This is a genomic window from Nocardioides xinjiangensis, from assembly GCF_017916385.1.
GTDB classification, from domain to species: domain Bacteria; phylum Actinomycetota; class Actinomycetes; order Propionibacteriales; family Nocardioidaceae; genus Nocardioides; species Nocardioides xinjiangensis.
Genome location: NZ_JAFMSW010000001.1, coordinates 1,904,647 through 1,928,480, shown reverse-complemented (window position 1 = coordinate 1,928,480; position 23,834 = coordinate 1,904,647). Strand labels below are relative to the sequence as shown.

25 protein-coding genes and 1 tRNA gene are annotated in these 23,834 nt (G+C 72.5%); 9 read left to right on the top strand and 17 right to left on the bottom strand.

Annotation, left to right across the window (positions count from 1 at the left end):
- Positions 1-8 precede the first annotated feature (8 nt).
- Positions 9-572, top strand: coding sequence for an RNA 2',3'-cyclic phosphodiesterase (thpR, locus tag J3P32_RS09100; protein ID WP_210439466.1), 564 nt, complete (start codon positions 9-11; stop codon positions 570-572).
- 15 nt (positions 573-587) lie between these two features.
- Here thpR and pntB read toward each other — a convergent pair whose 3' ends face one another.
- The 3 genes from pntB to J3P32_RS09085 all read right to left on the bottom strand — a co-directional run bounded on the left by pntB (position 588) and on the right by J3P32_RS09085 (position 4,309).
- Positions 588-2,030, bottom strand: a complete 1,443-nt coding sequence (pntB, locus tag J3P32_RS09095; protein WP_307861637.1) for a Re/Si-specific NAD(P)(+) transhydrogenase subunit beta — start codon at positions 2,028-2,030, stop codon at positions 588-590.
- Position 2,031: 1 nt separating this feature from the next.
- Entirely contained in the window at positions 2,032-3,576 is a 1,545-nt protein-coding gene (locus J3P32_RS09090) for a Re/Si-specific NAD(P)(+) transhydrogenase subunit alpha (protein WP_210439465.1), read from the bottom strand.
- A gap of 163 nt (positions 3,577-3,739) precedes the next feature.
- A complete protein-coding gene (locus tag J3P32_RS09085) occupies positions 3,740-4,309 on the bottom strand; it encodes a nucleotidyltransferase family protein (protein WP_210439464.1) in 570 nt (189 codons plus the stop codon).
- A 53-nt stretch (positions 4,310-4,362) separates the two neighbouring features.
- Between J3P32_RS09085 and J3P32_RS09080 the strand changes: the two genes are divergently transcribed.
- Positions 4,363-5,118, top strand: coding sequence for an endonuclease/exonuclease/phosphatase family protein (locus J3P32_RS09080; protein ID WP_210439463.1), 756 nt, complete (start codon positions 4,363-4,365; stop codon positions 5,116-5,118).
- A 114-nt stretch (positions 5,119-5,232) separates the two neighbouring features.
- On the opposite strand, the gene J3P32_RS09075 is transcribed toward J3P32_RS09080, so the two are convergent.
- The 12 genes from J3P32_RS09075 to J3P32_RS09020 form a co-directional block, all read right to left on the bottom strand.
- On the bottom strand, positions 5,233-5,817 hold the full coding sequence (locus tag J3P32_RS09075; RefSeq protein ID WP_210439462.1) for a LutC/YkgG family protein: 585 nt from the start codon (positions 5,815-5,817) through the stop codon (positions 5,233-5,235).
- Positions 5,814-7,304, bottom strand: coding sequence for a lactate utilization protein B (locus J3P32_RS09070; RefSeq protein ID WP_210439461.1), 1,491 nt, complete (start codon positions 7,302-7,304; stop codon positions 5,814-5,816). Before J3P32_RS09070 ends, J3P32_RS09075 begins: the two co-directional genes overlap by 4 nt.
- A complete protein-coding gene (locus J3P32_RS09065) occupies positions 7,301-8,083 on the bottom strand; it encodes a (Fe-S)-binding protein (protein WP_210439460.1) in 783 nt (260 codons plus the stop codon). Before J3P32_RS09065 ends, J3P32_RS09070 begins: the two co-directional genes overlap by 4 nt.
- 55 nt (positions 8,084-8,138) lie before the next feature.
- Entirely contained in the window at positions 8,139-8,348 is a 210-nt protein-coding gene (locus J3P32_RS09060) for a response regulator transcription factor (RefSeq protein ID WP_210439459.1), read from the bottom strand.
- Positions 8,345-9,763 (bottom strand): rhamnulokinase, encoded by a 1,419-nt coding sequence (locus tag J3P32_RS09055; protein WP_307807822.1) that lies wholly within the window; start codon positions 9,761-9,763, stop codon positions 8,345-8,347. Before J3P32_RS09055 ends, J3P32_RS09060 begins: the two co-directional genes overlap by 4 nt.
- 32 nt (positions 9,764-9,795) lie before the next feature.
- Positions 9,796-11,838: a bifunctional aldolase/short-chain dehydrogenase gene (locus tag J3P32_RS09050; RefSeq protein WP_210439458.1), complete on the bottom strand. Its 2,043-nt coding sequence runs from the start codon at positions 11,836-11,838 to the stop codon at positions 9,796-9,798.
- A gap of 69 nt (positions 11,839-11,907) precedes the next feature.
- Positions 11,908-13,086, bottom strand: a complete 1,179-nt coding sequence (rhaI, locus tag J3P32_RS09045; protein ID WP_210439457.1) for an L-rhamnose isomerase — start codon at positions 13,084-13,086, stop codon at positions 11,908-11,910.
- Positions 13,086-13,505 (bottom strand): L-rhamnose mutarotase, encoded by a 420-nt coding sequence (locus J3P32_RS09040; RefSeq protein WP_210439456.1) that lies wholly within the window; start codon positions 13,503-13,505, stop codon positions 13,086-13,088. The genes rhaI and J3P32_RS09040 overlap by 1 nt, the downstream gene beginning before the upstream one ends.
- Positions 13,506-13,585: 80 nt before the next feature.
- On the bottom strand, positions 13,586-14,632 hold the full coding sequence (gene rhaS / locus J3P32_RS09035) for a rhamnose ABC transporter substrate-binding protein (RefSeq protein ID WP_210439455.1): 1,047 nt from the start codon (positions 14,630-14,632) through the stop codon (positions 13,586-13,588).
- 21 nt (positions 14,633-14,653) lie between these two features.
- The gene (locus tag J3P32_RS09030; protein ID WP_210439454.1) at positions 14,654-15,733 is read right to left on the bottom strand and encodes an ABC transporter permease; all 1,080 of its coding nucleotides are present in this window, start codon (positions 15,731-15,733) and stop codon (positions 14,654-14,656) included.
- Entirely contained in the window at positions 15,730-16,809 is a 1,080-nt protein-coding gene (locus J3P32_RS09025) for an ABC transporter permease (protein ID WP_210439453.1), read from the bottom strand. Before J3P32_RS09025 ends, J3P32_RS09030 begins: the two co-directional genes overlap by 4 nt.
- Positions 16,806-18,323: a sugar ABC transporter ATP-binding protein gene (locus tag J3P32_RS09020; RefSeq protein ID WP_210439452.1), complete on the bottom strand. Its 1,518-nt coding sequence runs from the start codon at positions 18,321-18,323 to the stop codon at positions 16,806-16,808. Before J3P32_RS09020 ends, J3P32_RS09025 begins: the two co-directional genes overlap by 4 nt.
- 151 nt (positions 18,324-18,474) lie before the next feature.
- On the opposite strand from J3P32_RS09020, the gene J3P32_RS09015 reads away from it, so the two are divergent.
- The 3 genes from J3P32_RS09015 (at position 18,475) to J3P32_RS09005 (ending at position 20,544) form a co-directional block, all read left to right on the top strand.
- The gene (locus tag J3P32_RS09015) at positions 18,475-19,515 is read left to right on the top strand and encodes a LacI family DNA-binding transcriptional regulator (RefSeq protein ID WP_210439451.1); all 1,041 of its coding nucleotides are present in this window, start codon (positions 18,475-18,477) and stop codon (positions 19,513-19,515) included.
- Positions 19,516-19,634: 119 nt separating this feature from the next.
- On the top strand, positions 19,635-19,772 hold the full coding sequence (locus tag J3P32_RS09010; protein ID WP_210439450.1) for a hypothetical protein: 138 nt from the start codon (positions 19,635-19,637) through the stop codon (positions 19,770-19,772).
- A gap of 55 nt (positions 19,773-19,827) precedes the next feature.
- The gene (locus tag J3P32_RS09005; RefSeq protein ID WP_210439449.1) at positions 19,828-20,544 is read left to right on the top strand and encodes a PDDEXK family nuclease; all 717 of its coding nucleotides are present in this window, start codon (positions 19,828-19,830) and stop codon (positions 20,542-20,544) included.
- A 127-nt stretch (positions 20,545-20,671) separates the two neighbouring features.
- On the opposite strand, the gene upp is transcribed toward J3P32_RS09005, so the two are convergent.
- A complete protein-coding gene (upp, locus tag J3P32_RS09000; protein ID WP_210439448.1) occupies positions 20,672-21,313 on the bottom strand; it encodes a uracil phosphoribosyltransferase in 642 nt (213 codons plus the stop codon).
- A gap of 111 nt (positions 21,314-21,424) precedes the next feature.
- Between upp and J3P32_RS08995 the strand changes: the two genes are divergently transcribed.
- The 4 genes from J3P32_RS08995 to J3P32_RS08980 all read left to right on the top strand — a co-directional run bounded on the left by J3P32_RS08995 (position 21,425) and on the right by J3P32_RS08980 (position 23,257).
- Positions 21,425-21,910 (top strand): tRNA adenosine deaminase-associated protein, encoded by a 486-nt coding sequence (locus J3P32_RS08995; RefSeq protein ID WP_210439447.1) that lies wholly within the window; start codon positions 21,425-21,427, stop codon positions 21,908-21,910.
- 26 nt (positions 21,911-21,936) lie between these two features.
- On the top strand, positions 21,937-22,407 hold the full coding sequence (tadA, locus tag J3P32_RS08990; RefSeq protein WP_210440721.1) for a tRNA adenosine(34) deaminase TadA: 471 nt from the start codon (positions 21,937-21,939) through the stop codon (positions 22,405-22,407).
- Positions 22,404-22,868, top strand: a complete 465-nt coding sequence (locus J3P32_RS08985; RefSeq protein WP_210439446.1) for a GNAT family N-acetyltransferase — start codon at positions 22,404-22,406, stop codon at positions 22,866-22,868. The genes tadA and J3P32_RS08985 overlap by 4 nt, the downstream gene beginning before the upstream one ends.
- Before the next feature lie 299 nt (positions 22,869-23,167).
- A tRNA-Ser gene (locus J3P32_RS08980) sits at positions 23,168-23,257 on the top strand.
- An 80-nt stretch (positions 23,258-23,337) separates the two neighbouring features.
- Here the strand turns inward: J3P32_RS08980 and J3P32_RS08975 are convergent.
- The gene (locus J3P32_RS08975; RefSeq protein ID WP_210439445.1) at positions 23,338-23,805 is read right to left on the bottom strand and encodes an aminoacyl-tRNA deacylase; all 468 of its coding nucleotides are present in this window, start codon (positions 23,803-23,805) and stop codon (positions 23,338-23,340) included.
- Between the last annotated feature and the right edge of the window lie 29 nt (positions 23,806-23,834).

Sequence of the window (23,834 nt, the reverse complement as noted above, 5' to 3'; positions counted from 1 at the left end):
GCCGTCCGATGAGGATGTTCGTGGCCGTGGTGCCGCCCGCAGAGGTCGTCGAGCACCTCGACGACTTCCTGGCCGTGCGCCGTGACGCGGCGGCGTTCCGTTGGTCGGACCCGGGCCAGTGGCACGTGACGCTCGCCTTCTCCGACGCCGTCCCGGAGCGGGGCCTCGACGAGCTCGACGAGCGCCTCACCGCCCTCGCCCGGCGACGCGCGCCGTTCGCGCTGCGCGTCGCCGGCGGCGGCGCCTTCCCGGACCCCGACCGGGCGCGCGTGCTCTACGCACGGCTCGCCGCCGACGACACGGCAGCCGACGCGTTGGACCGGCTGGCGGCCGGCTGCCGCGCGGCGATGTCCGGGGCCGGTGCCCGTGTCGACGGCCAGCGCTTCCGGCCCCACCTCACCCTCGGCCGGCTCGGCCGGCCCGACAACGTCACGTCGTGGGTACGGCTGCTCGACGCCTACGACGGCCCGGCGTGGACCGTGGACGAGCTCGCCCTGGTGGCCTCGCACCTGGGCGAGGGACCCCGCCGGCGGCCGCGGCACGAGGTCGTCGGCACGTACGCGCTGGGCTGAGCCTGCCCGAAACACTCAGCCGAGCGCGGCGACGATCTCGGTGACCCTGTCCTTGGCGTCGCCGAAGAGCATCTGCGTGTTCTCCTTGAAGAACAGCGGGTTCTGCACCCCGGCGTAGCCGGTGGCCATCGAGCGCTTGAACACCACGACGTCGCGGGCGTTCCACACCTCGAGCACCGGCATGCCGGCGATGGGCGAGCCCGGCTCCTCGAGGGCGGCCGGGTTGACGGTGTCGTTGGCGCCGATGACCAGCACGACGTCGGTGTCGGGGAAGTCGTCGTTGATCTCGTCCATCTCCAGCACGATGTCGTAGGGCACCTTGGCCTCGGCGAGCAGGACGTTCATGTGGCCGGGCAGGCGGCCGGCAACCGGGTGGATGCCGAAGCGGACCTCGACGCCCTTCTCGCGCAGCTTCCTGGTCATCTCCGCGACCGGGTACTGCGCCTGCGCGACCGCCATGCCGTAGCCCGGGGTGATCACGACGGACGAGGCGTTCGCGAGCAGCTCGGCCACCCCGTCGGCCTGGATCTCGCGGTGCTCGCCGTAGTCGCGGTCCGAGCCGCCGGCCTGGCCGCCGTCGGAGCCGAAGCCGCCCGCGATGACGCTGATGAACGAGCGGTTCATCGCCTTGCACATGATGTAGCTGAGGATCGCACCCGACGAGCCGACCAGCGCTCCGGTGATGATCAGCAGGTCGTTGCCGAGCATGAACCCGGCCGCGGCCGCCGCCCAGCCGGAGTAGCTGTTGAGCATCGACACCACGACCGGCATGTCGCCGCCACCGATGGCCGCGACGAGGTGGAAGCCCAGCAGCAGCGCGAGCACGGTCATCGCGAGCAGCGGCACCAGGCCCAGGGCGAGCTCCCCGTCGAGCGCGACGAACCAGGCCATCAGCAGCACCGAGGCGACGATGACGGCGAGGTTGAGCAGGTGCCGTCCCGGCAGGGTGAGCGGCGAGGACGACATCCGGCCGCTCAGCTTGGCCCAGGCGACGACCGAGCCGGTGAAGGTCACCGCGCCGATGAACACCCCGACGAAGACCTCCACGTCGTGCGCGGCGTCGGCGTGGCCGTCGAGCTCGAGGTAGGAGTTGATGCCGACCAGCACGGCGGCGAGGCCGACGAAGCTGTGCAGCATCGCGACCAGCTCGGGCATCCCGGTCATCTCGACGGTGCGTGCCCGCCAGGCGCCGACCGCGGCGCCGGCAGCCATCATGAGGAGCACCAGGAGCAGGGTGACGGCGAAGCTGCGCTCGCGGGCGACCTCGGCCTTCTGGGCGGCGAGCAGGAGGGTCGCCAGCAGCGCCAGCCCCATCCCGGCCATGCCCGCGAGGTTGCCCAGCTTGGCCGTCTCGTGCCTCGACAGCCCGGCGAGAGCACCGATGAAGAGGAGGCCGGCGACGATGTAGGCGCCGGTGACGAGGCCGAAGAGGTTGTCGGACGTCAAGAAGTCGCTCACGTCAGTCCTTCCGGAACATCTCGAGCATGCGCAGCGTCACGAGGAAGCCGCCGAAGATGTTGATGCTCGCCACGAACACCGCGACCAGCGCGAGCAGCATCACGGCGACGTCGTCGCTGCCGACCTGGAGGATGCCGCCGACCAGAATGATCCCGGAGATGGCGTTGGTCTCCGCCATGAGCGGGGTGTGCAGCGCGTGCGAGACGTTGGAGATGACGTAGTAGCCGACGACGACGGCCAGCGCGAAGACGGTGAAGTGGCCCAGGAAGCTGGCAGGGGCCAGCGACGCGAGCACCGCGAAGGCGACGGCCGCCAGCCCGGCGGCGTACCACTTCCTCCTCGGGTCGGCCGGCCGGGGAGGCGGGGCCGGCTCGGCGGCCGGCAGCACCTGGGTCGCGAGGGCGGCCGCGGACACCTGCACCGGCGGCGGGGGCCACATGACCGCGGCGCCCGCCTCGACGGCACGGGTCACCGTGATGCCGCGCTGGATGACGTCGTCCAGGTCGAGGGTCAGCACGCCGTCCTTCGCCGGCGTCAGCAGCTTGAGCAGGTTGACGACGTTGGTGCCGTAGAGCTGGCTGGTCTGCGCGGCCAGGCGTCCGGCGAGGTCGGTGTAGCCCAGCACCGTGACGCCGTTGCCGGTCACCACCCGCTGGTCCTTCACCGTCGCGGCGACGTTGCCACCGTTGGCCGCGGCCATGTCGACCACGACCGAGCCGGGGCGCATCGTCGCGACCGTCTCGGCGGTGATCAGCCGGGGCGCGGGCCGGCCGGGGATGAGCGCGGTCGTGATGACGATGTCGGCGGCGCGCGCCTCCTCGTCGTACATCGCCGCGGTCGCGGCCTCCTGCTCGGCGGTCATCTCCTTGGCGTAGCCGTCGGAGGAGACCTCCTGCTGCATGTCGACCCTGACGAACTCCGCGCCCATCGACTCGACCTGCTCCGCGACCTCCGGACGTACGTCGAACGCCCGCACGACCGCGCCCAGCGAGCCGGCGGCGCCGATGGCCGCCAGGCCCGCGACGCCCGCGCCGACGACGAAGACCCGGGCCGGCGGCACCTTGCCGGCTGCGGTGACCTGGCCGGTGAAGAGCCGGCCGAACTCGTGTGCCGCCTCGATGACGGCGCGGTAGCCGGCGACGTTGGCCATCGACGACAGCACGTCCATCGACTGCGCCCGGGAGATCCGCGGCACGGCGTCCATCGCGAGGGCCGTCACGCCTGCCGCGGCGAGCCGCTCGACCAGCTCAGGGCTGCGCGCGGGGGCCAGCAGGCCGACGAGCGTCGCACCGGGCCGCAGCAGCGCGACCTCGTCGTCGGTCGGCGCGTCGACCTTGATCACGACGTCGCTCGCCCACACCTCGTCGCGATCGCCGACCCGCACGCCGGCGTGGACGTACGCGCCGTCCGGCTGGTCCGCGGCCGCGCCAGCGCCTCGCTCGACGACCACGTCGTAGCCGAGCGCGGCCAGCTGGGCCGCCGTCTTCGCGGTGGCGGCGACGAGGGTCTCGCCGGGCCGGGACTCGCGGGGGATGCCGATGCGCACTGCTGCCTCCTGGGTGGGGGCTCGGGTGGGTGGACGGAGCTGACAGGCGTGCGGGACCGGGCACAACGTACCGAAGTCAGCGCTCCGGTCAGCGCCACCCGGTGTGGCGTGGACCACATCACCGCGTCAGCCCGCCCGCCCCGGCGTTCCGCGCCTGGGCGGCTCAGGCCGGCGGCACCACGTCCAGGCGCTCGAGCAGGAACAGCAGCGCCGCCGCGAACGGGCTCCCGGCGGTCTCCTCGCGCACCCGCGCGAAGTCGACCTGCTCGCGCAGGGCCCGCACCACCGGGATCATCGCGCCGAAGTCGCAGTAGTGCTCGTCGAGCGCCAGCATCTTCTGCACGAGCACCTCCGTGGCGGAGAGCACCGGCATCTGGACCGAGAGCACCTCCAGCACGTCGGCGTCCTCGACGATCGCGCGCGGCGCGGGACTTCCCGAGTGCCGGTGGATGAGGTCGACCATCGCGCCGTCGCTGTACGCCTTGAACAGCCAGTCCTCCGGCGGGTGCACGACCTCGACGCCACCGGCCTCGAGCACCTCCGCGGCGCGCTCGGCGTCCTCGGCCGCGATCAGGAAGTCGACGTCGTGCACCGACTCCGGGCCGCCTCGCGCCCACACGGCGTACCCGCCGGTCAGCGCGAAGGGGACACCGCCCTCCTTCAGCACGACGGCGACGCGCTTGAGCGCCTCGCGCAGGGCTTCCTGCGACTCCGGGACGGCGGAACGGGGCATGGGCAGCAGGTACCCACCACGCATGACTTCACCGGGGTCGGGCACCGGGGCGCGTGCGCTTGGCCACCTTCAACATCCTCCACGGCCGGTCGCAGAGCGACGACCGGGTCGACCTCGACCGCTTCGCGGGGGCGGTCGCCTCGCTCGACGCCGACGTGCTGGCGCTGCAGGAGGTGGACCGCTACCAGTCCCGCTCGTCGGAGGTCGACCTGACCGCGCTCGCCGCCGAGGCGATGGGCGCGTCGGAGCACCGCTTCGTCGCCGCGCTCGCGGGGGTGCCGGGCGCCACGTGGATGGCGGCCGTCGGCGACGAGCAGCCGGACAGCGCGGCGTACGGCATCGCGCTGCTGTCGCGGTGCCCGGTGCGGGCCTGGCACACGGTCCGGCTCGCTCCGGTGCCCGTCCGGGTGCCGATGATGTTCTCGGGATCCAGGCGCCCCGAGCTGGTGCGCGACGAGCCGCGCGTGGCGGTGGCGGCGACCGTCGAGACCCCGCACGGCGTCATCACGGTCGCCAACGTGCACCTCACCTTCGTCGAGTGGTGGAACGGCCGGCAGCTCGCCCGGGTGCGCGACTCCCTCTCCGGGGCCGACCGGCCCTTCGTGCTCATGGGCGACCTCAACATGGGGCCCGAGCGGGCGGCTCGGATCTCGCGCATGCGGCCCCTCGTCAGCGGCCTCACCTTCCCCGCCGGCTCCCCCCGTGAGCAGCTCGACCACGTGCTGCTCGACGGCGACCTGCCGCCGGCGACCGGTCGGGTCGTCGAGCTGCCCCTGTCGGACCACCGGGCGCTGGTCGTCGACATCTGACGTCGTACGTCTCGGAGCCGGCGCGGCCGGGAGCCCAGCGGTGAGTGATGCAGGTTCTGCGGGCTCAGAACCTGCCTCACGCACCGCCCGGGGTGCGAGAGGTGTCGAGTGACGTCAGCCCACGAGCACCACGTGCAGCGTCCGAGGACCATGGACGCCCTCGACGCGGTCGAGCTCGATGTCGCTGGTCGCCGACGGCCCGCTGATCCAGGTCAGCGGCCGGGCCGGGTCGAGGAGGGCGATCGCGTCTGGCACGTCGGCCACGACCTGGCTCTCGTCGACGATGCAGACGTGGAGGTCGGGCACCAGGCTGATCGCGCGCCGCCCCTGGTCGGGCTGGTGGTCGAGCACGATCGTGCCGGTCTCGGCGATGCCCACGGCGGCCCGGGTGACGACGGCGTCGATCGCGTCGAGGTCGGCCGCGCTGAGCCCCTCGTCGACCACGGCGTCGGCGACGGTGAGCCCGAGGCCCGGCGGTACGACGGCGCGGGCCGTCCCCAGCACGTCGGCGACGACCGACGCGAGGTCCGCCTCCGCGCACCGGGTGACCACCGCCCGGTAGTCCTCGACGCGCTCGACGAACAGGCCGACGAGGTCGCCCCGGTCGGGGACGCGGGGCGCGGCCGGGACCGAGACGGCGGGCGACACGTCGGCGAGCGCGGCGCGCACGCGCCCGAGGATCTCGTCACGGGCGCTCATGGTCGGTCACCGTCCTGTCCGCCGTCGGTGCGGTCCCACCACTCGCGGAAGGACTCCGCGGGAGGGGCTGGGAGGTCGCGGGCCCCGGTCCAGCCGGCGCCCGGCCCCGGCAACCGGCCGGCGGCGGCGCGACCGCCGGGCAGCGTCGTGCGGGAGAAGCGGCCCAGCACCCGTCCGGCGAGACCGGAGGCGCGCTCGGCCCACCGGAGGCGCCGGGCGTCGGCGAAGGTCCAGGCCGCGGCCTTCATCGCCGCCGCCTCGGCCTTCGGGACGCGGTCCCCGCGGTGCGAGTCGACGACCGCGGCGCGCTGGTCGACCAGCACCGACGGGATGTCGATCCGGACGGGGCAGACCTCGAAGCAGGCGCCGCACAGGGACGACGCGTACGGCAGCGAGGCCGTCTGCTCGTCGGAGACCCCGCGCAGCAGGGGGTTGAGGATCGCCCCGATGGGCCCGGGGTAGACCGAGCCGTAGGCGTGCCCGCCGACCCGCTCGTAGACGGGGCAGACGTTGAGGCAGGCCGAGCAGCGGATGCAGCGCAGCGCCTGGCGCCCGACCTCGTCGGCGAGGGCCCGGGTGCGGCCGTTGTCGAGCAGGACGACGTGCACCTCCTGCGGCCCGTCCCCGGGGGTCACGCCTGTCCACGTCGAGGTGTAGGGGTTCATCCGCTCGCCGGTCGACGAGCGGGGCAGCAGGCGCAACATCGGGTCGAGGTCGGACCAGGTCGCCACGACCTTCTCTATCCCCACCACGCTCACCAGCACCTCGGGCAGCGTCAGGCACATCCGGCCGTTGCCCTCGGACTCGACGACGACGAGGGTGCCGGTGTCGGCGACGGCGAAGTTCGCGCCGCTGACCGCGACCTTGGCGCGCAGGAACTTCTCCCGCAGGTGCTCGCGCGCCGCGCCGGCGAGGACGCCGGGCTCGTCGCTGAGGTCGTCGGGCGCCGCGCGGCCGACGTCGGCCATCCGCCTGCGGAAGATCTCGCGGATCTCGGCCCGGTTGCGGTGGATCGCCGGCACCAGGATGTGGGAGGGCAGGTCGTCGCCGAGCTGGACGATCAGCTCGGCCAGGTCGGTCTCCCAGGCGGCGATGCCCTCGGCATCGAGCGCCTCGTTGAGGCCGATCTCCTGGGTCGCCATCGACTTGACCTTGACCACCTCGTCGGCGCCGTGCCGGCGCGCGACGTCGGCGACGATGGCGCACGCCTCCTCGGCGTCCCGGGCCCAGTGCACGGTCGCACCGGCTCGGACGAGCGAGGCCTCGAGCGTCTCCAGGTGCGTGGCCAGGTCGCGGAGCGCGGCCTCCTTCACGCCGGCTCCGGCCAGCCGGAGGTCCTCCCAGTCCTCGACCTCGGCGACCACCCGCGCGCGCTTGTCGCGGATCGTGTGCGTGGCGTGGGCCAGGTTGCGGCGCAGCTGGGTGTCGGCCAGCGCCTCGCGCGCAGCCGTCGGGAAGGCCGGCATGCCGACGAAGGTGCCGCTCATGCCCCGGCCGCCCTCGCGCCGACGGCCGCACCGCCGGTCTCGCCCTCGGACACCTCGGTGGCGGCGAGGATCTCCGCCAGGTGCATCACGCGTACGCCGGCCCGCTGGCGCGAGAGCATCCCGCCGATGTGCATCAGGCAGGAGTTGTCGCCGGCGACCAGCACCTCGGCGCCGGTGTCACGGACGTGCCGCGCCTTGTCGGCACCCATCGCCACCGAGGTGTCGGCGTTCTTGAGCGCGAAGGTGCCGCCGAACCCGCAGCACTCCGTCGCCTGCGGGAGCTCGACCAGCTCGACCCCCCGCACCGCCTCGAGCAGCCGCCGCGGCCGGTCACCCACGCCGAGCATCCGGAGGCTGTGGCAGGTGGGGTGGTAGGTCACCCGGTGCGGGAAGTAGGCGCCGACGTCGGTCACGCCCAGCACGTCGACCAGGAACTCGGTGAGCTCGTAGGTCCGCGGAGCGGTCTCGGCGACGGCGGCGACGAGTGCCGGGTCGCCCGAGCGCTCGGCCACGATGGAGTGCTGGTGCCGGGCGGACCCGGCGCACGACCCCGACGGCGTCACGATGGCGTCGTAACCGGCGAAGGCGTCGACGAAGGTGCGCACGACCGGCACCGCCTCGTCGAGGTAGCCGGTGTTGACCATCGGCTGCCCGCAGCAGGTCTGCGCGCCGGGGAAGTCGACGTCGACGCCGAGCCGCCGCAGCAGGCGCACGACCGCCTTCCCCGTGTCGGGGAACATGGCGTCGTTGACGCACGTGACCTGGAGAGCGACCTTCACGTCATCGTTCCTCTCGTCTGCCTCACAGTGTGCTCCTCGTTGCTGGAAGAGAGTGCTAGAAGAGCCGGTTGCGCACGGCCCACACGATCGCCTCGATCGTGGAGTCGCACGCCAGCTTGTCGCACGCGCTGCGTGCCTTGCGTCGCACCGTGCGCTCGGACATGTCCAGCCTGCGTGCCACGACCGGCACCGTCTCCCCCTCGGCCATCAGCCGGAGGACCCGGATCTCGTCGTCGGACAGGACCGTCCTGCGCACCTCGTTCATGCGCTCGATCGGATCCCCACGGGCTCGTGGCGGCGCAGGTCGTGCGTCGTGCGGACCAGCCGCCGCAGGTCGTCCAGCCCGCCGGTGACCGCCCCCGCGGCCCTGGCCTGCACGAGCACGTTGCCCAGGGCGGTCGCCTCGACCGGCCCGGCCACGACGGGCAGGCCGGTGCGGTCCGCGATCGCCTGGCACAGCAGGGTGTTCTGGCTGCCGCCGCCGACGACGTGGACGACCTCGACGCTCCGGTCGGCCAGGCGGGTCGCTGTCGCCAGCGCGTCGGCGTACGCCGCGGCCAGCGACTCGATGATGCACCGCACCGTCGACGCCGCGTCGCGGGGCGGCGCGACGTCGTGCTCGGCGCACCACTCGGCGATGCGGGCCGGCATGTCGCCGGGCGGCACGAAGCGGCGGTCCTGCACGTCGACCAGTGGCACGGTGCTCGCCGGCACGTCGGCTGCGGCGGCGAGGAGCGCCGTGAGGTCGTCGCGTCCCCAGGTGCGCAGCGTCTGGCTGAGCAGCCAGGTGCCCATCACGTTGGTGAGGAAGCGGACCGTGCCGTCCACGCCGCCCTCGTTGGTGAAGTTCGCCAGCCGGCTCTCGTCCGTGAGCACCGGCGTCTCGAGCTCGAGCCCCACCAGTCCCCACGTCCCGAGCGAGATGTAAGCCGACTCCGGCCGCGCGAACGGCACGCCGACGACGGCGGAGGCCGTGTCGTGCGAGCCGACCGCGACCACCGGCAGGCCGCTCAGCTCCGCAGCGCCGACCGCCTCGCCGACCCCGGGCTGCACGGCACCCACCGTGGTTCCGGGGTCGACCAGGTCGGCGAACAGGTGGCGTGCGAGGTCGAGCCGGGTCATCAGGTCGGTGTCCCAGTCGCCCGTGGTGACGTCGAGGAGCCCGGTCGTCGAGGCGTTGGTGCGCTCGGTCCGCTCCTCCCCCGTCAGCCAGTGGGCGAGGAGGTCCGGCACGAGGAGCACCCGGTCTGCGTCGCGGTGCCAGCTGTCGGCGGCGAGCTGGTAGACGGTGTTGAACGGCAGGAACTGCAGGCCGTTGCGCGCGTACAGGTCCTCCGCCGACACGACGACGTGCACCGCGCGCGACCCGGCTCCGCCCCGCCGCTCGTCGCGGTAGTGGAACGGCTGCCCCAGCAGCCGGCCGTCGCGCAGCAGGCCGTAGTCCACCGCCCAGCTGTCGATGCCCACGCTGGCCAGCCGGCCCGCGGGAGTGCCGGCGGCCAGCCGCGCCGCAGCCGCGAGACCGACGAGGGCCTGGCGGTAGAGCTCGAGGATGTTCCAGTGCAGCCCGTCGGGCGTGCGGACCGGGTCGTTGCCGAACCGCGCCGCCGCGGTCAGCCGGAGGACGTCGGGACCGACCTCGCCGAGCATCACCCGGCCGCTCGACGCCCCGAGGTCCACGGCGGCGACGCTGACGGGGCCGGCCCCGCGGGTCACCGGAGGAACGCCGCGGCCACGCCGGCGTCGACGGGCACGTGCAGGCCGGTGGTGTGGCTCAGCTGGTCGGAGCAGAGCACGAAGACCGCGTTGGCGATGTTGTCGGGCAGCACCTCGCGCTTGAGCAGGGTGCGCTGCGCGTAGAACTTGCCGAGGTCCTTCTCCTCGACGCCGTAGACCGCGGCGCGCGAGGCGCCCCAGCCGCCGGCGAAGATGCCGGAGCCCTGGACGACACCGTCGGGGTTCACCCCGTTGACCTTGATGCCGTGCTCGCCGAGCTCGGCCGCGAGCAGCCGCACCTGGTGCGCCTGGTCGGCCTTCGCGGCACCGTAGGCGACGTTGTTCGGGCCGGCGAAGATCGAGTTCTTCGACGAGATGTAGACGATGTCGCCGCCCATCCCCTGCTCGATCATGGCCTTCGCGGTCGCCTTGGCGACGAGGAACGAGCCCTTCGCCATCACGTCGTGCTGCAGGTCCCAGTCCTTCTCGGTGGTCTCGAGCAGCGAGCGGGACAGCGAGAGACCCGCGTTGTTGACGACGAGGTCCACGCCACCGAAGGCGAGGACGGTGGCGTCGACGGCGGCCTGCACGGCGGCCTCGTCCGAGACGTCGACCTGCACGCCGACGGCCACGTCGGTCGACCCGATCTCCGCGGCGGCGGCCTGCGCCTTGGCTGGGTCGAGGTCGGCGATCACGACGGCAGCGCCCTCGGCCGCGAGCTTCTTCGCGGTCGCCAGGCCGATGCCGGACGCGGCACCGGTGACCAGGGCGACGCGGGTGGCGAGCGGCTTCGGCCTCGGCATCCGCTGCAGCTTGGCCTCCTCCAGCGCCCAGTACTCGATGCGGAACTTCTCCGACTCGTCGATGGGGGCGTACGACGACAGGCCCTCCGCGCCGCGCATCACGTTGATGGCGTTGACGTAGAACTCACCGGCCACGCGCGCGGTCTGCTTGTCCTTGCCGAAGCTGAACATGCCCACGCCGGGCACCAGCACGATCAGCGGGTCCTTGCCGCGGATGGCGGGGCTGTCGGGGGTGGCGTTGCGGTCGTAGTAGCCCTGGTAGTCCTCGCGGTAGGCGACCGCGAGCTCCTGGAGGCGGGCGATGCTGTCCTCGACCGAGGCGGACGCCGGCAGGTCGAGCACGAGCGGCTTGACCTTGGTGCGCAGGAAGTGGTCGGGGCACGAGGTGCCCAGCTCGCCGAGCCGGGGGTGCTCGGCGTGCGCGAGGAAGTCGAGGACGACGTCGGAGTCGGTGAAGTGGCCGACCATCGGGCGGTCGGCCGAGGCGATGCCGCGGATCGTCGGAGCGAGGGCGGCGGCCTTCGCGCGGCGCTCGTCGGCCGGCAGGGCGGCGTAGCCCTCGAGCGCGGGGCCGAAGGGCTCGGCCTTCGAGTGCTCGGCGATGTACGCCGCGGCGGTGTCGATGATCCACAGTGAGTTGGCCTCGGCCTCCTCGGTGGTGTCGCCCCACGCCGTGATGCCGTGGCCGCCGAGGATGCACCCGCGGGCCTGCGGGTTCTTCTCCTTGATCTCGGCGATGTCGAGGCCGAGCTGGAAGCCGGGCCGGCGCCACGGCACCCAGACGACCTCGTCGCCGAAGATCGTGCGGGTCAGCTCCTCGCCGTCGGCCGCGGTGGCGATGGCGATGCCGGAGTCGGGGTGCAGGTGGTCGACGTGGGCGGCGTCCACCAGGCCGTGCATCGCGGTGTCGATCGACGGCGCGGCACCGCCCTTGCCGTGCAGGCAGTAGTCGAAGGCCGCGACCATCTCGTCCTCGCGCTCGACGCCCGGGTAGACGTCGACGAGCGCCCGCATCCGGTCCAGCCGCAGCACCGCGAGCCCCGCGGGGGTCAGCGTGCCGAGGTCCCCGCCGGACCCCTTGACCCACAGCAGCTCGACGTCCTCGCCGGTGACGGGGTCGGTCTCGGTGCCCTTGGCGGAGGTGTTGCCGCCGGCGTAGTTGGTGTTCTTGGGGTCGGAGCCCAGCCGGTTCGAGCGCTCGACGAGCGCGGCGACGGTGGGGTTGAGGTCACTCACGGTGCGGGTTCCTTCGGATCGGGGTCGATCGGGGTCGGGTCGATCGGGGTCGGGTCGATCGGGTGGGGGTCAGTTCCAGCTGAGCTGCGAGCCGCCGACGCGGTCGGCCTCGATCTGCTGCTGGTAGCCGGACTCGAGGTAGCTGCGCATCGGGTCGGCGGGCAGGCCACGCTCCTCGCGCCACGCCGCCAGGTCGGCGCGGACGTCGGTGTAGAACGCGTCCATGAAGACCTGGTTGGCGAGCAGCACGTCGCCGGCCGAGCGCGCCGCGTCGAGCGCCTCGGTGTCGAGGAGCAGGGCGCGGGCGGTCATCTCCTGCACGTTGAGCACCGAGCGGATCTGGCCGGGGATCTTGTCCTCGATGTTGTGGCACTGGTCGAGCATCAGCGCCACGTCGTTGGGGCTGCCGTCGGCCTTGGCGCCGAAGCCGCCGCCGCGGATGACCTCGACCATGATGCGGAACAGCTGGAACGGGTCGGCGGCACCGACGATCAGGTCGTCGTCGGCGTAGAAGCGGCTGTTGAAGTCGAACGAGCCGAGCTTCCCGAGCCGCAGCAGCTGCGCCACGATGAACTCGATGTTCGTGCCCGGCGCGTGGTGGCCGGTGTCGAGGCACACCAGGGCGCGCTCGCCGAGGGCGGCCACGTGGGCGTACGACGTGCCCCAGTCCGGGACGTCGGTGTGGTAGAACGCCGGCTCGAAGAACTTGTACTCCAGCACCAGGCGCTGGTCCTCGGAGAGCTGGTCGTAGATCGTGCGCAGGCCCTCGGCCAGCCGGTCCTGCCGGGCGCGCATGTCGCCCTGGCCCGGGTAGTTCGTGCCCTCGGCCAGCCAGATCTTCAGGTCGCGCGACCCGGTCCGGTTCATGATCTCGATGCACTCGAAGTGGTGGTCGATGGCCTTCTGGCGCACCCGCGGGTCGGTGTGCGTGAGCGCGCCGAGCTTGTAGTCGTCGTCCTGGAACGTGTTCGAGTTGATGGTGCCCAGCGCGACGCCCTGCTCCTTGGCGTACGCCGAGAGGGCCGCGTAGTCGTCGACCTTGTCCCACGGGATGTGCAGCGCGACGGTCGGCGCGAGGCCGGTGAAGCGGTGCACGGCGGCCGCGTCGGCGATCTTCTCCTCGACGCTGCGGGGGGTGCCCGGCGAGCCGAACACCTTGAAGCGGGTGCCGGAGTTGCCGTAGGCCCAGGACGGGACCTCGATGGCGAGGTCGCCGAGCCGGTCGCTGATCTGGGAGAAGGAAGTCATCACTGGTCCTGGCTGGAAGTGGAGCTCGTGGTGGAGCTCGTACGGGTGGAGTCCTCGGGTCGGGTGGCCGAGTCGGGTCGGGAGTCGAGGGCGGCGAGCTGGTCCTCGAGGTGGAAGACCTCGCGGAGCTGCCAGAAGCCCTGGTCTGGGGGAAGGTCGAGGTCCTCGAAGAACTCGGCCATCTCGGCCTGCCACCGGGCGTTGACGTCCGTGCGCGCCATGCCCTCCTGGGCGGCGGCGAGGTCCGGTGTCTCGAGGTAGCCGACGAGCAGGCCGTCCTCGCGCAGGAAGAGGGAGTAGTTGTGCCAGCCGGTGTCGGCGAGGGCGCGGAGCATGTCGGGCCACACGGCCGCGTGCCGCTCGGCGTACTCCTCCATCCGGTCCCGTCGGACCTGGAGGGTGAAGCAGACGCGATGCATCGCGTGGTCCTTCCCGGTTGGCCGTGGGGACCGGACGCCCGCTCGTCGCGCGGGCGGGCGTCCGGACCCGGGGGTCCGACTCAGAAGTCGAAGTCCCCGATGTTGTCGGCGTTGAAGGTGAAGGGCTCGCCCAGCAGGACGACGCCGTCGGCGTCGACCTCGAACTCGCCCAGGTCGCCGGCCTCGAAGGTGTCGCCCTCCTCGCCGGAGATGTCGCCGTTGGCCAGCGCGGCCGCGGCGTACGTCGCGAGGGCACCGAGGTCACCCGGGTTCCACAGCGCGAACGCCTCGACCGTGCCGTTCTCGACGTACTCGCGCATCTGGTTCGGGGTGCCGAGACCGGTCAGCGCGACCTTGCCCTTGTACTCGCTGTCGGAGAGGTAGCGGGCCGCGGCGGCGATGCCGACCGTGGTCGGGCTGATGATGCCCTTGAGGTCGGGGTGGTTCTGCAGCAGCGCCTCGGTCTGGTCGAACGACTTCTGGTCGTCGTCGTCGCCGTAGACCGTGTCGACCAGCTCGATGTTCGCGTAGTCGGGGTTCTCGGCGAGCTCGGTCTCCATCATCTCGATCCACGCGTTCTGGTTCGTCGCGTTGGCGGCGGCCGACAGGATGGCGATCTCGCCCTCGCCGCCGATCTGCTCCGAGATCAGCTCGAGCTGCTTGGCGGCGATGCCCTCGGCGGTGGCCTGGTTGACGAACAGGTCGCGGCACTCGGGGTTGGTGTCGGCGTCGAAGGTGACGATCTTGACGTCGGCGCTGCGGGCCTCCTCGAGCGCGTCGCACAGCGCCTCGGGGTCGTTGGCCGAGAGGATCAGGGCGTCCTGGCCCTGCTGGGCGACGGTGTTGATGTAGGACACCTGGGCGTCGGGGCTGGCGGTCTCCGGGCCGACCTCCTCCAGCTCGGCGCCGATCTCCTCCGCGGCCGCCTCGGCGCCGTCGGTGCTGGTGTCGAAGTACGGGTTGCCGAGGTTCTTCGGCAGCATCGTGATGCTCAGGTCGCCACCTTCGCTGCCGGACCCTGACGAGCCGCCGTTGCCGCCGTCGTCACTGCCGCAGCCGGCGAAGGCGAACGTCGCCGTCAGGGCAAGCGCCGCGAGTGCGGTGGTCCGCCTCTTCTGGAACTTCATCTGGTCCTACCTTTCGAGTGTTCAGACGCCGGCGGTCGCCGCGTCCTTGTCGGGGCGCGGTCCCGCAGGATCCGCTGATGCCTTGCGGGGCAGCCGCGAGCCGGCCCACCCAAGGACGCTGGGGAGCACCACCGAGGCCACGAGCAGCAGCCCGACGATGATGTTGGTGACGTTGACCGTCACGGACTCCAGGCGCAGGGCGCTGGAGATGACGCCGATCAGCACGACGCCGGCGAGCACGCCGTGCAGCCGGCCGCGGCCGCCGAAGATCGAGACGCCGCCCAGGAGCACCGCGGCGATCACCTGCAGCTCGTACCCGGTGGCGTTGTCGCCGCGGGCCGAGCCGTAGCGCAGCGTGAAGTAGATGCCGGCGAAGGCCGACACCACGCCGGAGAGGACGAAGAGGATGAACTTCGTCCGGGCGACGTCGACGCCGGTGAAGTGCGCCGCCTCGTCGTTGAGCCCGATCTCGTAGACGCCGCGGCCGAAGGTGGAGAAGTGCAGCAGCACCGTGAACGCGATCGCGAGCACCGCGAACGGGATCATCACCAGCGGGATGCGCGTCTCGCCGATCGTGTCGGTGGCGAGGTCGGCCCACGTGTCCGTGAACTGGGTGATGGCCGTGGTGCCCAGCAGGCCGACCGCGATGCCGCGGAAGAGCGCGAGCGTGCCGATGGTGACGGCCAGCGACGGCAGTCCGACGTAGGCGACGAGGAAGCCGTTCAGGGCGCCGCACGCGAGCCCGGCCAGCAGGGCGAGGGCCGCGGCGGCCGGGATCGACATGCCGCTGTCGTGGAAGACGCCGAGCAGCACGCTGCTCAGGCCCATGATGCTGGCGACCGACAGGTCGATCTCGCCGGTGATGATGATCAGCGTCATCGGCAGGGCGATCAGCAGGATGGGCGCGATGTCCTGGAGCAGGAACTTCACGGTCAGCGGACCGTCGAAGTTCTCCACGTTGAGCGTCGCGTAGACGAAGACCGCGACGGTCAGCGCGATGACGGCGGTCTCGCGGGTCAGCAGCAGGCGCTTCCACAGCGGCGCCGAGTAGTCGGCGTACGTGCGGGTCGGCGCAGCCGGAGCCTGGGTCGCGGTGCTCATGAGTGGTCCCTCGATTCGGCGAGCTTGCGTGCTTGTCGGCGGGCGAGGACGCGGTCGAGGACGATCGCGCCGAGGATGAGCGCACCGACCACGGCGCGCTGCCAGAAGTCCTCGATGCCGAGGCTGGGCAGGGCCCGGTTGATGGTGACGAGCAGGAAGGCGCCGATCGCCGCGCCCCACACCGTGCCGCTGCCGCCGAAGATCGCGATGCCGCCGATGACCGCTGCGGCGACCGCCTGCAGCTCGATGCCGCTGCCGACGCTCGAGCTGACGGTGCCGTAGCGGGCGGTGTAGAGGGCGCCGGCGAGGCCCGCCAGCGCACCGCTGAGGACGAACGCGGCGAGGAGCCGGCGGCGCACGGGCAGGCCGTAGAGCACGGCGGCGTCGGGGTCGGAGCCGATCGCGTAGAGCTCGCGGCCACCGCGTGCGGTGTGGAGGTAGTAGCCGACCGCGGCCAGGACGACCAGCGCGAGGATCGTCAGCAGCGGCACCCCGAGCACGGACCGGGTGCCGAGCTGCAGGAACTCGCGCGGCAGGTCGCCGGCGTTGATCCGGTCGCTGCCGGCCCAGGTGAGCATGATGCCGCGGTAGATGTACAGCGTGCCGAGGGTGATCACGAGGGCCGGTACGCCGCCGTACGCGACCAGCGCGCCGTTGACGAGGCCGAGGACGGCGCCCAGGAGCAGGCACGCCGCCAGCACCGCGACGATCGGGAGGTTGGGCTGCTCGATGAAGAGCCGTCCGGTGAGGTAGGCGGTCAGCGCCATCACCGATCCGACCGACAGGTCGACGTTGCGGGTGATGATCACGACCGCCTGGCCCACGGCCAGCAGCAGCAGGATCGACGGGTTCAGCAGGAAGTTGCGCCAGCCGTCGGCGCTGAACAGGAAGCCGTTGTTCTTGCTCGTCGCGAGGACCACGACGGCCACCAGCACCAGGAAGATCGACAGCTCGCGCGAGCGGAGGACGGTCGTGACCGCTCGGCGCGTCGGCGACAGGCGGCTCGGCTCGACCAGCAGCGCCTCGCTGGCGGGCACGTCAGCGGTCTCGGGGCGCTCGACGTCGGTGTGGCTCATCGGGCGTCCTCCAGGTGGTGGGTGGCGGCGTGCATGACGGCCTCGGGGGTGGCCTCGGCGCGGTCGAGCTCCGCGGTGATGCGTCCCTCGCACAGCACGACGACGCGGTCGGCCATGCCGAGGACCTCGGGGAGCTCGGAGGAGATCATCAGGATCGCGAGGCCCTGACCCGCCAGCTCGGACAGCAGGCGGTGCACCTCGGCCTTGGTGCCGACGTCGATGCCGCGGGTGGGCTCGTCGATGATCAGCAGCTTGGGGTCGGTGGCCAGCCACTTCGCGATGACGACCTTCTGCTGGTTGCCGCCGCTCATGGTGGCGGCGTTCATGTCGAGCGCGCTGGTCTTGACCTCGAGGCGCCTGGCCCAGGGGCCGGCCGCACGGTTCTCCATCGCACCCGTCAGCAGGCCGGCCTTGGCGATGCTGCGGCGGATGACGCCGGCGACGTTGCGGGTCACCGAGGAGTCGATGACGAGGCCCTGCTTGCGGCGGTCCTCGGGGATGAACGCCATGCCGGCGCGGATCGCCGACCGCGGGTCACGCGGTCGCACCGTCTTGCCGCCCATGGCCACGGAGCCGGAGTCGTAGGCGTCGACCCCGAAGACGGCCCGGGCCACCTCGCTGCGTCCCGCGCCGACCAGCCCGGCCAGGCCGACGATCTCGCCGGCGCGGACCTCGAGGTCGATGTCGTGGAAGACGCCCGCGCGGCTGAGCCCGCGGACCTGCAGCACCGGCTCGCCGATCTCGGCGGCGACCTTGGGGAACAGCTCGTCGACGTCGCGGCCGACCATGAGCGAGACCAGCTCGGACGGCGTCGTCGCGTCGATGCGCCGGGTGTCGACGTAGGAGCCGTCACGCATCACGGTGACCGTGTCGCACAGCGCGAACACCTCGTCGAAGCGGTGGGAGATGAAGACGAGGGCACGACCCTCGTCGCGCAGGCTCCGAGCGACGGCGAACAGCCGGTCGACCTCGACTCCGCTCAGCGCGGCGGTCGGCTCGTCCATCACCAGCAGCCGCGCGTCGAGCGAGATGGCCTTGGCGATCTCGATGATCTGCTGGTCGGCGATGGAGAGCCCCTCGGCCGGCCGGCGGGGGTCGATCCGCACCCCGAGGCGCTCGAAGAGCCGCTCCGCCTCGGCGTACATCGCCTGGCGGTCGACGCGGCGGCCGCGGGCGAGGATCTGGCGGCCCATGAAGATGTTCTCGGTGACCGAGAGGTCCGGGAAGAGCGTCGGCTCCTGGTAGATGACCGCGACACCGGCCTGCTTGGACTCGGCCGTCGAGCCGAAGTCGACCGCCTCCCCGCCCAGCCGGAACACGCCGGAGTCGCGGCGGTGGACGCCGGCGACGACCTTGACGAGGGTGGACTTGCCGGCGCCGTTCTCACCGATGAGCGCGTGGATCGAGCCCGCGTCCACGGCGAGGCTGCCGGCGCGGAGGGCGACCACGGGGCCGAACGACTTGGAGACGTCGCGCAGCTCGAGCACCGGTGCGGCGGTGGAGGTGGCGGGCATGGGCGTCCTTGCATTGAAAGGTTTCAGAACGGGTTAGACCGTAAGTGGCGGCCATCACATCCGTCAAGCACTGATCGAACTTTTCTGTGACGTTTCACTCCTCATGCCCTGTCCACTACTCTCCGGAGGTCCCCTGAGGCCGAGGAGCCCGATGTCGAAGCGCAGCGCCACGCCCCGCAACGGGCGCCGCCCGTCCGTGAAGGACGTCGCGGAGCGCGCGCAGGTCTCCCTCGGCACGGTGTCCAACGTGCTGAACCGTCCCGACCGCGTCAGCGCCGGGACCCGCGAGCGGGTCGAGCGCGCAATGACCGAGCTCGGCTTCGTGCTCAACGAGACCGCGCGCCAGCTGCGGATGGGACGCAGCAACACCTTCGCCTACGTCATGCTCGACGCCACCAACCCGTTCTTCACCGACGTCGCCCGGGGCATCGAGCTGGCTGCCGAGAAGGCCGACCTGTCCCTGTTCCTGTGCAACAGCGACGGGCGCGACGCCCGCGAGCGGGCCCACCTCGAGCACCTGCAGCAGCAGCGGGTCGACGGCATCCTCATCACGCCGGTCGACCCGGAGTCGGCGGAGCTGGAGCGCATCACGCTCCAGGGCACGCCCGTGGTGATCGTCGACCGCGCCACCACATCCGGCTCGTTCTGCTCGGTCACCGTCGACGACCGGCTCGGCGGACGCATGGCCATCGAGCACCTCGTCGACCGCGGCCACACCCGCGTCGCGTACGTCGGCGGCCCCGTCTCGATCGGCCAGGTGCGGGAGCGCTACGAGGGCGCGTGCGATGCGTGGCGGGACGCCGGCCACCGCGACACCGACCTCATCCACGTGCAGACCGAGGCGCTGTCGGTGGAGGAGGGTCGCGTGGCCGGCGAGCGGCTGGCGGGGCTTCCCAAGCGGGCCCGGCCCACCGCCGTCTTCTGCGCCAACGACCTCGTCGCCCTCGGGCTGCTGCAGCAGGTGATCTCCACCGGGCAGCGGGTCCCGCAGGACCTCGCCATCGTCGGCTACGACGACATCGCCTTCGCCGCGGGCGCCGCCGTGCCCCTCACCTCCGTGCGCCAGCCGCGCCAGGCGCTGGGCCGCACCGCCGCCGACCTGCTCATCGACGAGGTCAACAACCCCGATCACGAGCACCAGCAGGTCGAGTTCACCCCCGAGCTGATCGCCCGCGTCTCCACGCTGGGCTGACCGACGAGCCGCGGTCGAGTGCTCCCGCGGTAGTAGTCGCTGCGTCAGTGCGCACTCGACCCCGCGACGCCTGTGGACGAGCCGCGCGGAGGACCGCCGCGCCGGCGCAGACTGCGCCGATGGGGGACGCTCGCTGGACGGAGCTCGCACGGTCGCAGGCGGGCCTGCTGAGCCACCGGCAGCTGCGCGAGCTCGGGGTGTCGCGCGGCGAGGTCCGCAACCACCTGCGTCGGTCGCTGGGCCGTACGGTCCGGTGAGGTCGTCAGCACGACGACGGGCCCGCTCTCGCCCGACCAGGCGCTCTGGCTGGGGGTGCTCCACGGCGGCCCCAGCGCGATGGTCGGCGCGCTGAGCGCGGCGGCCGTGCGGGGGTTGACGCGCTGGGAGCGCGCCGACATCACGATCCTGGTCGCCAACCCCCTGAGCTTCGAGCCACTGCCGGGCTACCGCTTCTTCCGGACCCGACGGCCCTACGACGTCCTGCTCGGGTCGGGCGACCTGCCCACGTGCCGCCTCGAGCCCGCGGTGCTCATGTTCGCCGCGCACGAACCTCGCCTGCGTACGGCGCTCGGTGCCGTCGCCGCCACGGTGCAGCAGCGCCTCACGACCGCCGACGCGCTCGTGCACTGGATCGACCGCCTGGCGCCACTGCGCAGGTCGCGCGACCTGCGCGCTCTGCTGGCCGAGGTGAGCGACGGCGCCCACTCGATGGCCGAGGTCGACTTGCGAAGAGCGTGCCGGGACTTCGGCGTACGGCCGCCTCGATCGCAGAACAGGCGACGCGACAGCCGCGGCCGGACGCGCTACACCGACGCCGAGTGGCTGCTGCCGGATGGACGCGTGCTGGTGCTGGAGGTCGACGGCGGCTTCCACGACGACCCCCAGCAGTCCACGTCCGACCGACGTCGCAACCGGCGGCTCGGCAGCGCCCGCCTGCTCGTCGTGCAGTGCTCGGCGTGGGAGCTCCGGCACGAGCCCGCGGAGGTCATGCGCGACCTGATCGCGCTCGGCGTACCCACCCTCGGTTGAGGGGTCCGCGCCTCGGCGGCTGCCACCTCATGCGCACTCGACCATGCAGCACCGGCGTCGAGTGCGCAGTCCTGCGGCGACCACTACCGCCGGCGCACTCGACCGGGGGACCGCGGGGAGCGGCGGGCTAGTGCGCGACGCCGTACAACCGGTCGCCCGCGTCGCCGAGGCCCGGCACGATGTAGCCCTTGTCGTTGAGCTTCTCGTCGAGGGCCGCGGTGACGACCGTGACCGGGACGTCGAGCCCCTCGAGGCCCTTCTCCAGGTTCTCGGCGCCCTCGGGTGCGGCGAGGAGGCAGATGGCGGTGATGTCGTCCGCGCCGCGGTGGGTGAGGAAACGGATCGCGGCGGCGAGGGTGCCGCCGGTGGCCAGCATCGGGTCGAGGACGTAGCACTGGCGGCCCGACAGGTCCTCGGGCAGGCGCTCGGCGTACGTCGACGCCTCGAGCGTCTCCTCGTTGCGCACCATGCCGAGGAAGCCGACCTCGGCCGTGGGCAGCAGCCGCATCATCCCGTCGAGCATGCCGAGCCCGGCGCGCAGGATGGGCACGACCATCGGCTTGGGCGAGGCGAGGCGCACGCCCGTGGTGGGGCACACCGGCGTGGTGATGTCCACCGACTCGACGCGGACCTCCCGCGTCGCCTCGTAGGCCAGCAGCGTCACCAGCTCGTCGGTCAGCCGGCGGAACGTCGGCGAGTCGGTGCGCGCGTCGCGCAGGACCGTCAGCTTGTGGGAGACGAGGGGGTGGTTGACCACGTGCAGGCGCATGGGGGCCACCCTAGTGGCGGCGCTTGTTCCCGAACGAGACGAAAGAGGGTTGGCGCACCCCCGCCTTTCTGGGACATTGGACGAGTCCGCAGCGCGTGGGAGGTCGCGTCGATGTCCGAGCAGAACGGCGAGGTCGACTTCGCGCTGGTCGCGTTCCGCGAGGACGGCGTCTGGCAGCTCCAGGACATCGCGCCGCCGGCTTACGAGACGATCGACTCCCTGAGCCACGCGCTGCGCCAGGTCTCCCGCGACGAGGGCGCGGTCGGGATGGTCGCGATCGACGAGGACTTCTTCGTGCTGGTCCGCGTGGACGGCCCGCGCACCCGGGTGCTGCTCTCCGACGTCACCGCCGCCGACGAGTGGGAGCTCGCGCAGTCGGCGATCGACTTCCTCGGCCTGCCGCCGCCGGAGGACGACGACGTCGAGGTGCCCGCCGGCGACCTCGACCTCCTCGGCGACCTCGGCCTGCACGCCATCGACATGGGCGCCCTGCTCGACGACGTGGAGCTCTACCCCGACGAGATGCTCTCGGAGGTCGCACGGCAGCTGGGGTTCGGGGAGCTCTTCGACGACGCCGTGGGGCTCACGTCCGCATGACCCGTGCCGCCCCCTGGGACGACGCCATGCGCCTCGCCCTCGCCGAGGCGCAGGCTGCCCTCGGCGCGGACGACGTACCGGTCGGCGCCGTCGTCGTCGACGAGGCGGGCACCGTCATCGGCACCGGCCACAACACGCGTGAGGCGCACGCCGATCCCACCGGCCACGCCGAGGTCGTCGCCCTCCGGAGCGCTGCCGCCGCGCGCGGCGAGTGGCGGCTCGCGGGCTGCACCCTGGTCGTGACCCTCGAGCCGTGCACCATGTGCGCCGGCGCCCTGGTGCTGGCCCGGGTCGACCGCCTCGTCTTCGGCGCGTACGACGACAAGCTCGGCGCCGTCGGGTCGCTGTGGGACGTCGTGCGCGACCGCCGGCTCAACCACCGGCCCGAGGTCGTGTCCGGCGTGCTCGCCGCCGAGTCCGCCGCGCTGCTCGACGGCTTCTTCGCGGGCCACCGGTCCCAGCCGCTGTCCCCGCCGCTGTCCCCGGACGTGCGATGACCGTCGTCCGCCGCGCGAGCGCGACCGACGCCGACGTGCTGGCCCGCCTGCTGTGGGACTTCAACACCGAGTTCGACACCGAGACCGACGACGTCGACGTGCTGGCCGCGCGCTTCGGTCGCATCCTCGGCCTGGACGGCATCGTCGCGGTCCTGGCCGAGGACGACGGACGGGCCGTCGGGTTCGCCCTGGTCAGCCTGCGGCCGGCCATCTGGTTCGACGGTCCCGTCTCCCAGCTCGAGGAGCTCTACGTCGTGCCCGATCGCCGCTCCCACGGCATCGGCACGCAGGTCCTCGAGCGGTGCCGCCGCCTCGTCCGCGAGCTCGGCTCCCCCGAGATGCACATCAACGTCGACGAGGTCGACGTCGACACCCGCCGGTTCTATGAGCGGCACGGCTTCGTCACGATCGAGGAGGGCACCGACTACCGGATGCTCTGCTACGTCGGCCCCACCCGGTGACGCGCGCGCCCGCCCGGGTAACGCCTCGGTGAGTGCACTCCCGCCCCGGTGAGGCGCGCCGCCGCCCGGGTAACGCCTCCATCTGTGCACTCCCGCCCCCACCGGTGCGGGCGGGAGTGCACGCTTCGAGGCGTTACCCGGGATCGGGGTCGAGGCGTTACGGGGGATGACGGGCCGCGGGGACCGGCCCGGCCGGAGCAGCCGGCCGTCGCGTCGGCCCGCTCGGCGGTCCACACGACCGGTCCGCTCGACCGGCGCCGGTTTCATCCTCGCGCGCTCCCTCCGGTAGCCTTCCCGGCGGTGACGTGTCCGAGCGGCCTAAGGAGAACGCCTCGAAAGCGTTTGTGGGCGCAAGTCCACCGAGGGTTCAAATCCCTCCGTCACCGCCAGCCGATCGGGCCGGTCCTCCGTGGGCCGGCCCGATCTGCGTCTGCTGGGGCCACGCTCGGGTTCGGGACGCACGCGGGGCTCACGCCGGGTCGGTGACGTCCGCCACCTGCGCGCCGAGGTGGCGTACGACGTCGTCGCCGGCGAGCGTCGCGGCCACGCCGTGGGCGCCGGCACCGAGGGAGACGACCGTGCCGGCGATCCGCTCGTCGGCGACGACCGGGAGGGCGCTCGCCGAGCCGAAGGGCGTGATGGTGCCGCGCTCGTAGCCGGTCACCGCGCGGGCCGCCTCGGCGTCCGGCAGGGAGATGCGGTTCACGCCGAGCAGCGCCCGCAGCTTCGGCCACGAGATCTGCCGGTCGCCGGGCACGAGCACGAAGAGGTGGTCGCCCTCGCCGCGACGCACGACCATCGTCTTGACGATCGCCGAGGGCTCCACCCCTCGTGCCGCGGCGGCCTCGGCGAGCGACCCGACCCGGCCGTGCCGGGTGACCGTGTGCGCGATGCCGCTGGCCGCGAGGGCGCGCAGGGCGGGGGTGTCGTCGTCCACGCTCCGAGGGTACGGCGGCGGCGCTCGGC

Excerpts from the sequence above, each read along its gene's own strand:
- thpR (WP_210439466.1), top strand. The coding sequence starts at position 9 with ATGAGGATGTTCGTGGCCGTGGTGCCGCCCGCAGAGGTCGTCGAGCAC.
- J3P32_RS09085 (WP_210439464.1), bottom strand. The coding sequence starts at position 4,309 with ATGCCCCGTTCCGCCGTCCCGGAGTCGCAGGAAGCCCTGCGCGAGGCG.
- J3P32_RS09075 (WP_210439462.1), bottom strand. The coding sequence starts at position 5,817 with ATGAGCGCCCGTGACGAGATCCTCGGGCGCGTGCGCGCCGCGCTCGCC.
- J3P32_RS09070 (WP_210439461.1), bottom strand. The coding sequence starts at position 7,304 with ATGAGCGGCACCTTCGTCGGCATGCCGGCCTTCCCGACGGCTGCGCGC.
- J3P32_RS09060 (WP_210439459.1), bottom strand. The coding sequence starts at position 8,348 with ATGAACGAGGTGCGCAGGACGGTCCTGTCCGACGACGAGATCCGGGTC.
- rhaI (WP_210439457.1), bottom strand. The coding sequence starts at position 13,086 with ATGACTTCCTTCTCCCAGATCAGCGACCGGCTCGGCGACCTCGCCATC.
- J3P32_RS09040 (WP_210439456.1), bottom strand. The coding sequence starts at position 13,505 with ATGCATCGCGTCTGCTTCACCCTCCAGGTCCGACGGGACCGGATGGAG.
- rhaS (WP_210439455.1), bottom strand. The coding sequence starts at position 14,632 with ATGAAGTTCCAGAAGAGGCGGACCACCGCACTCGCGGCGCTTGCCCTG.
- J3P32_RS09030 (WP_210439454.1), bottom strand. The coding sequence starts at position 15,733 with ATGAGCACCGCGACCCAGGCTCCGGCTGCGCCGACCCGCACGTACGCC.
- J3P32_RS09025 (WP_210439453.1), bottom strand. The coding sequence starts at position 16,809 with ATGAGCCACACCGACGTCGAGCGCCCCGAGACCGCTGACGTGCCCGCC.
- J3P32_RS09020 (WP_210439452.1), bottom strand. The coding sequence starts at position 18,323 with ATGCCCGCCACCTCCACCGCCGCACCGGTGCTCGAGCTGCGCGACGTC.
- J3P32_RS09015 (WP_210439451.1), top strand. The coding sequence starts at position 18,475 with ATGTCGAAGCGCAGCGCCACGCCCCGCAACGGGCGCCGCCCGTCCGTG.
- J3P32_RS09010 (WP_210439450.1), top strand. The coding sequence starts at position 19,635 with ATGGGGGACGCTCGCTGGACGGAGCTCGCACGGTCGCAGGCGGGCCTG.
- upp (WP_210439448.1), bottom strand. The coding sequence starts at position 21,313 with ATGCGCCTGCACGTGGTCAACCACCCCCTCGTCTCCCACAAGCTGACG.
- J3P32_RS08995 (WP_210439447.1), top strand. The coding sequence starts at position 21,425 with ATGTCCGAGCAGAACGGCGAGGTCGACTTCGCGCTGGTCGCGTTCCGC.
- tadA (WP_210440721.1), top strand. The coding sequence starts at position 21,937 with ATGCGCCTCGCCCTCGCCGAGGCGCAGGCTGCCCTCGGCGCGGACGAC.
- J3P32_RS08985 (WP_210439446.1), top strand. The coding sequence starts at position 22,404 with ATGACCGTCGTCCGCCGCGCGAGCGCGACCGACGCCGACGTGCTGGCC.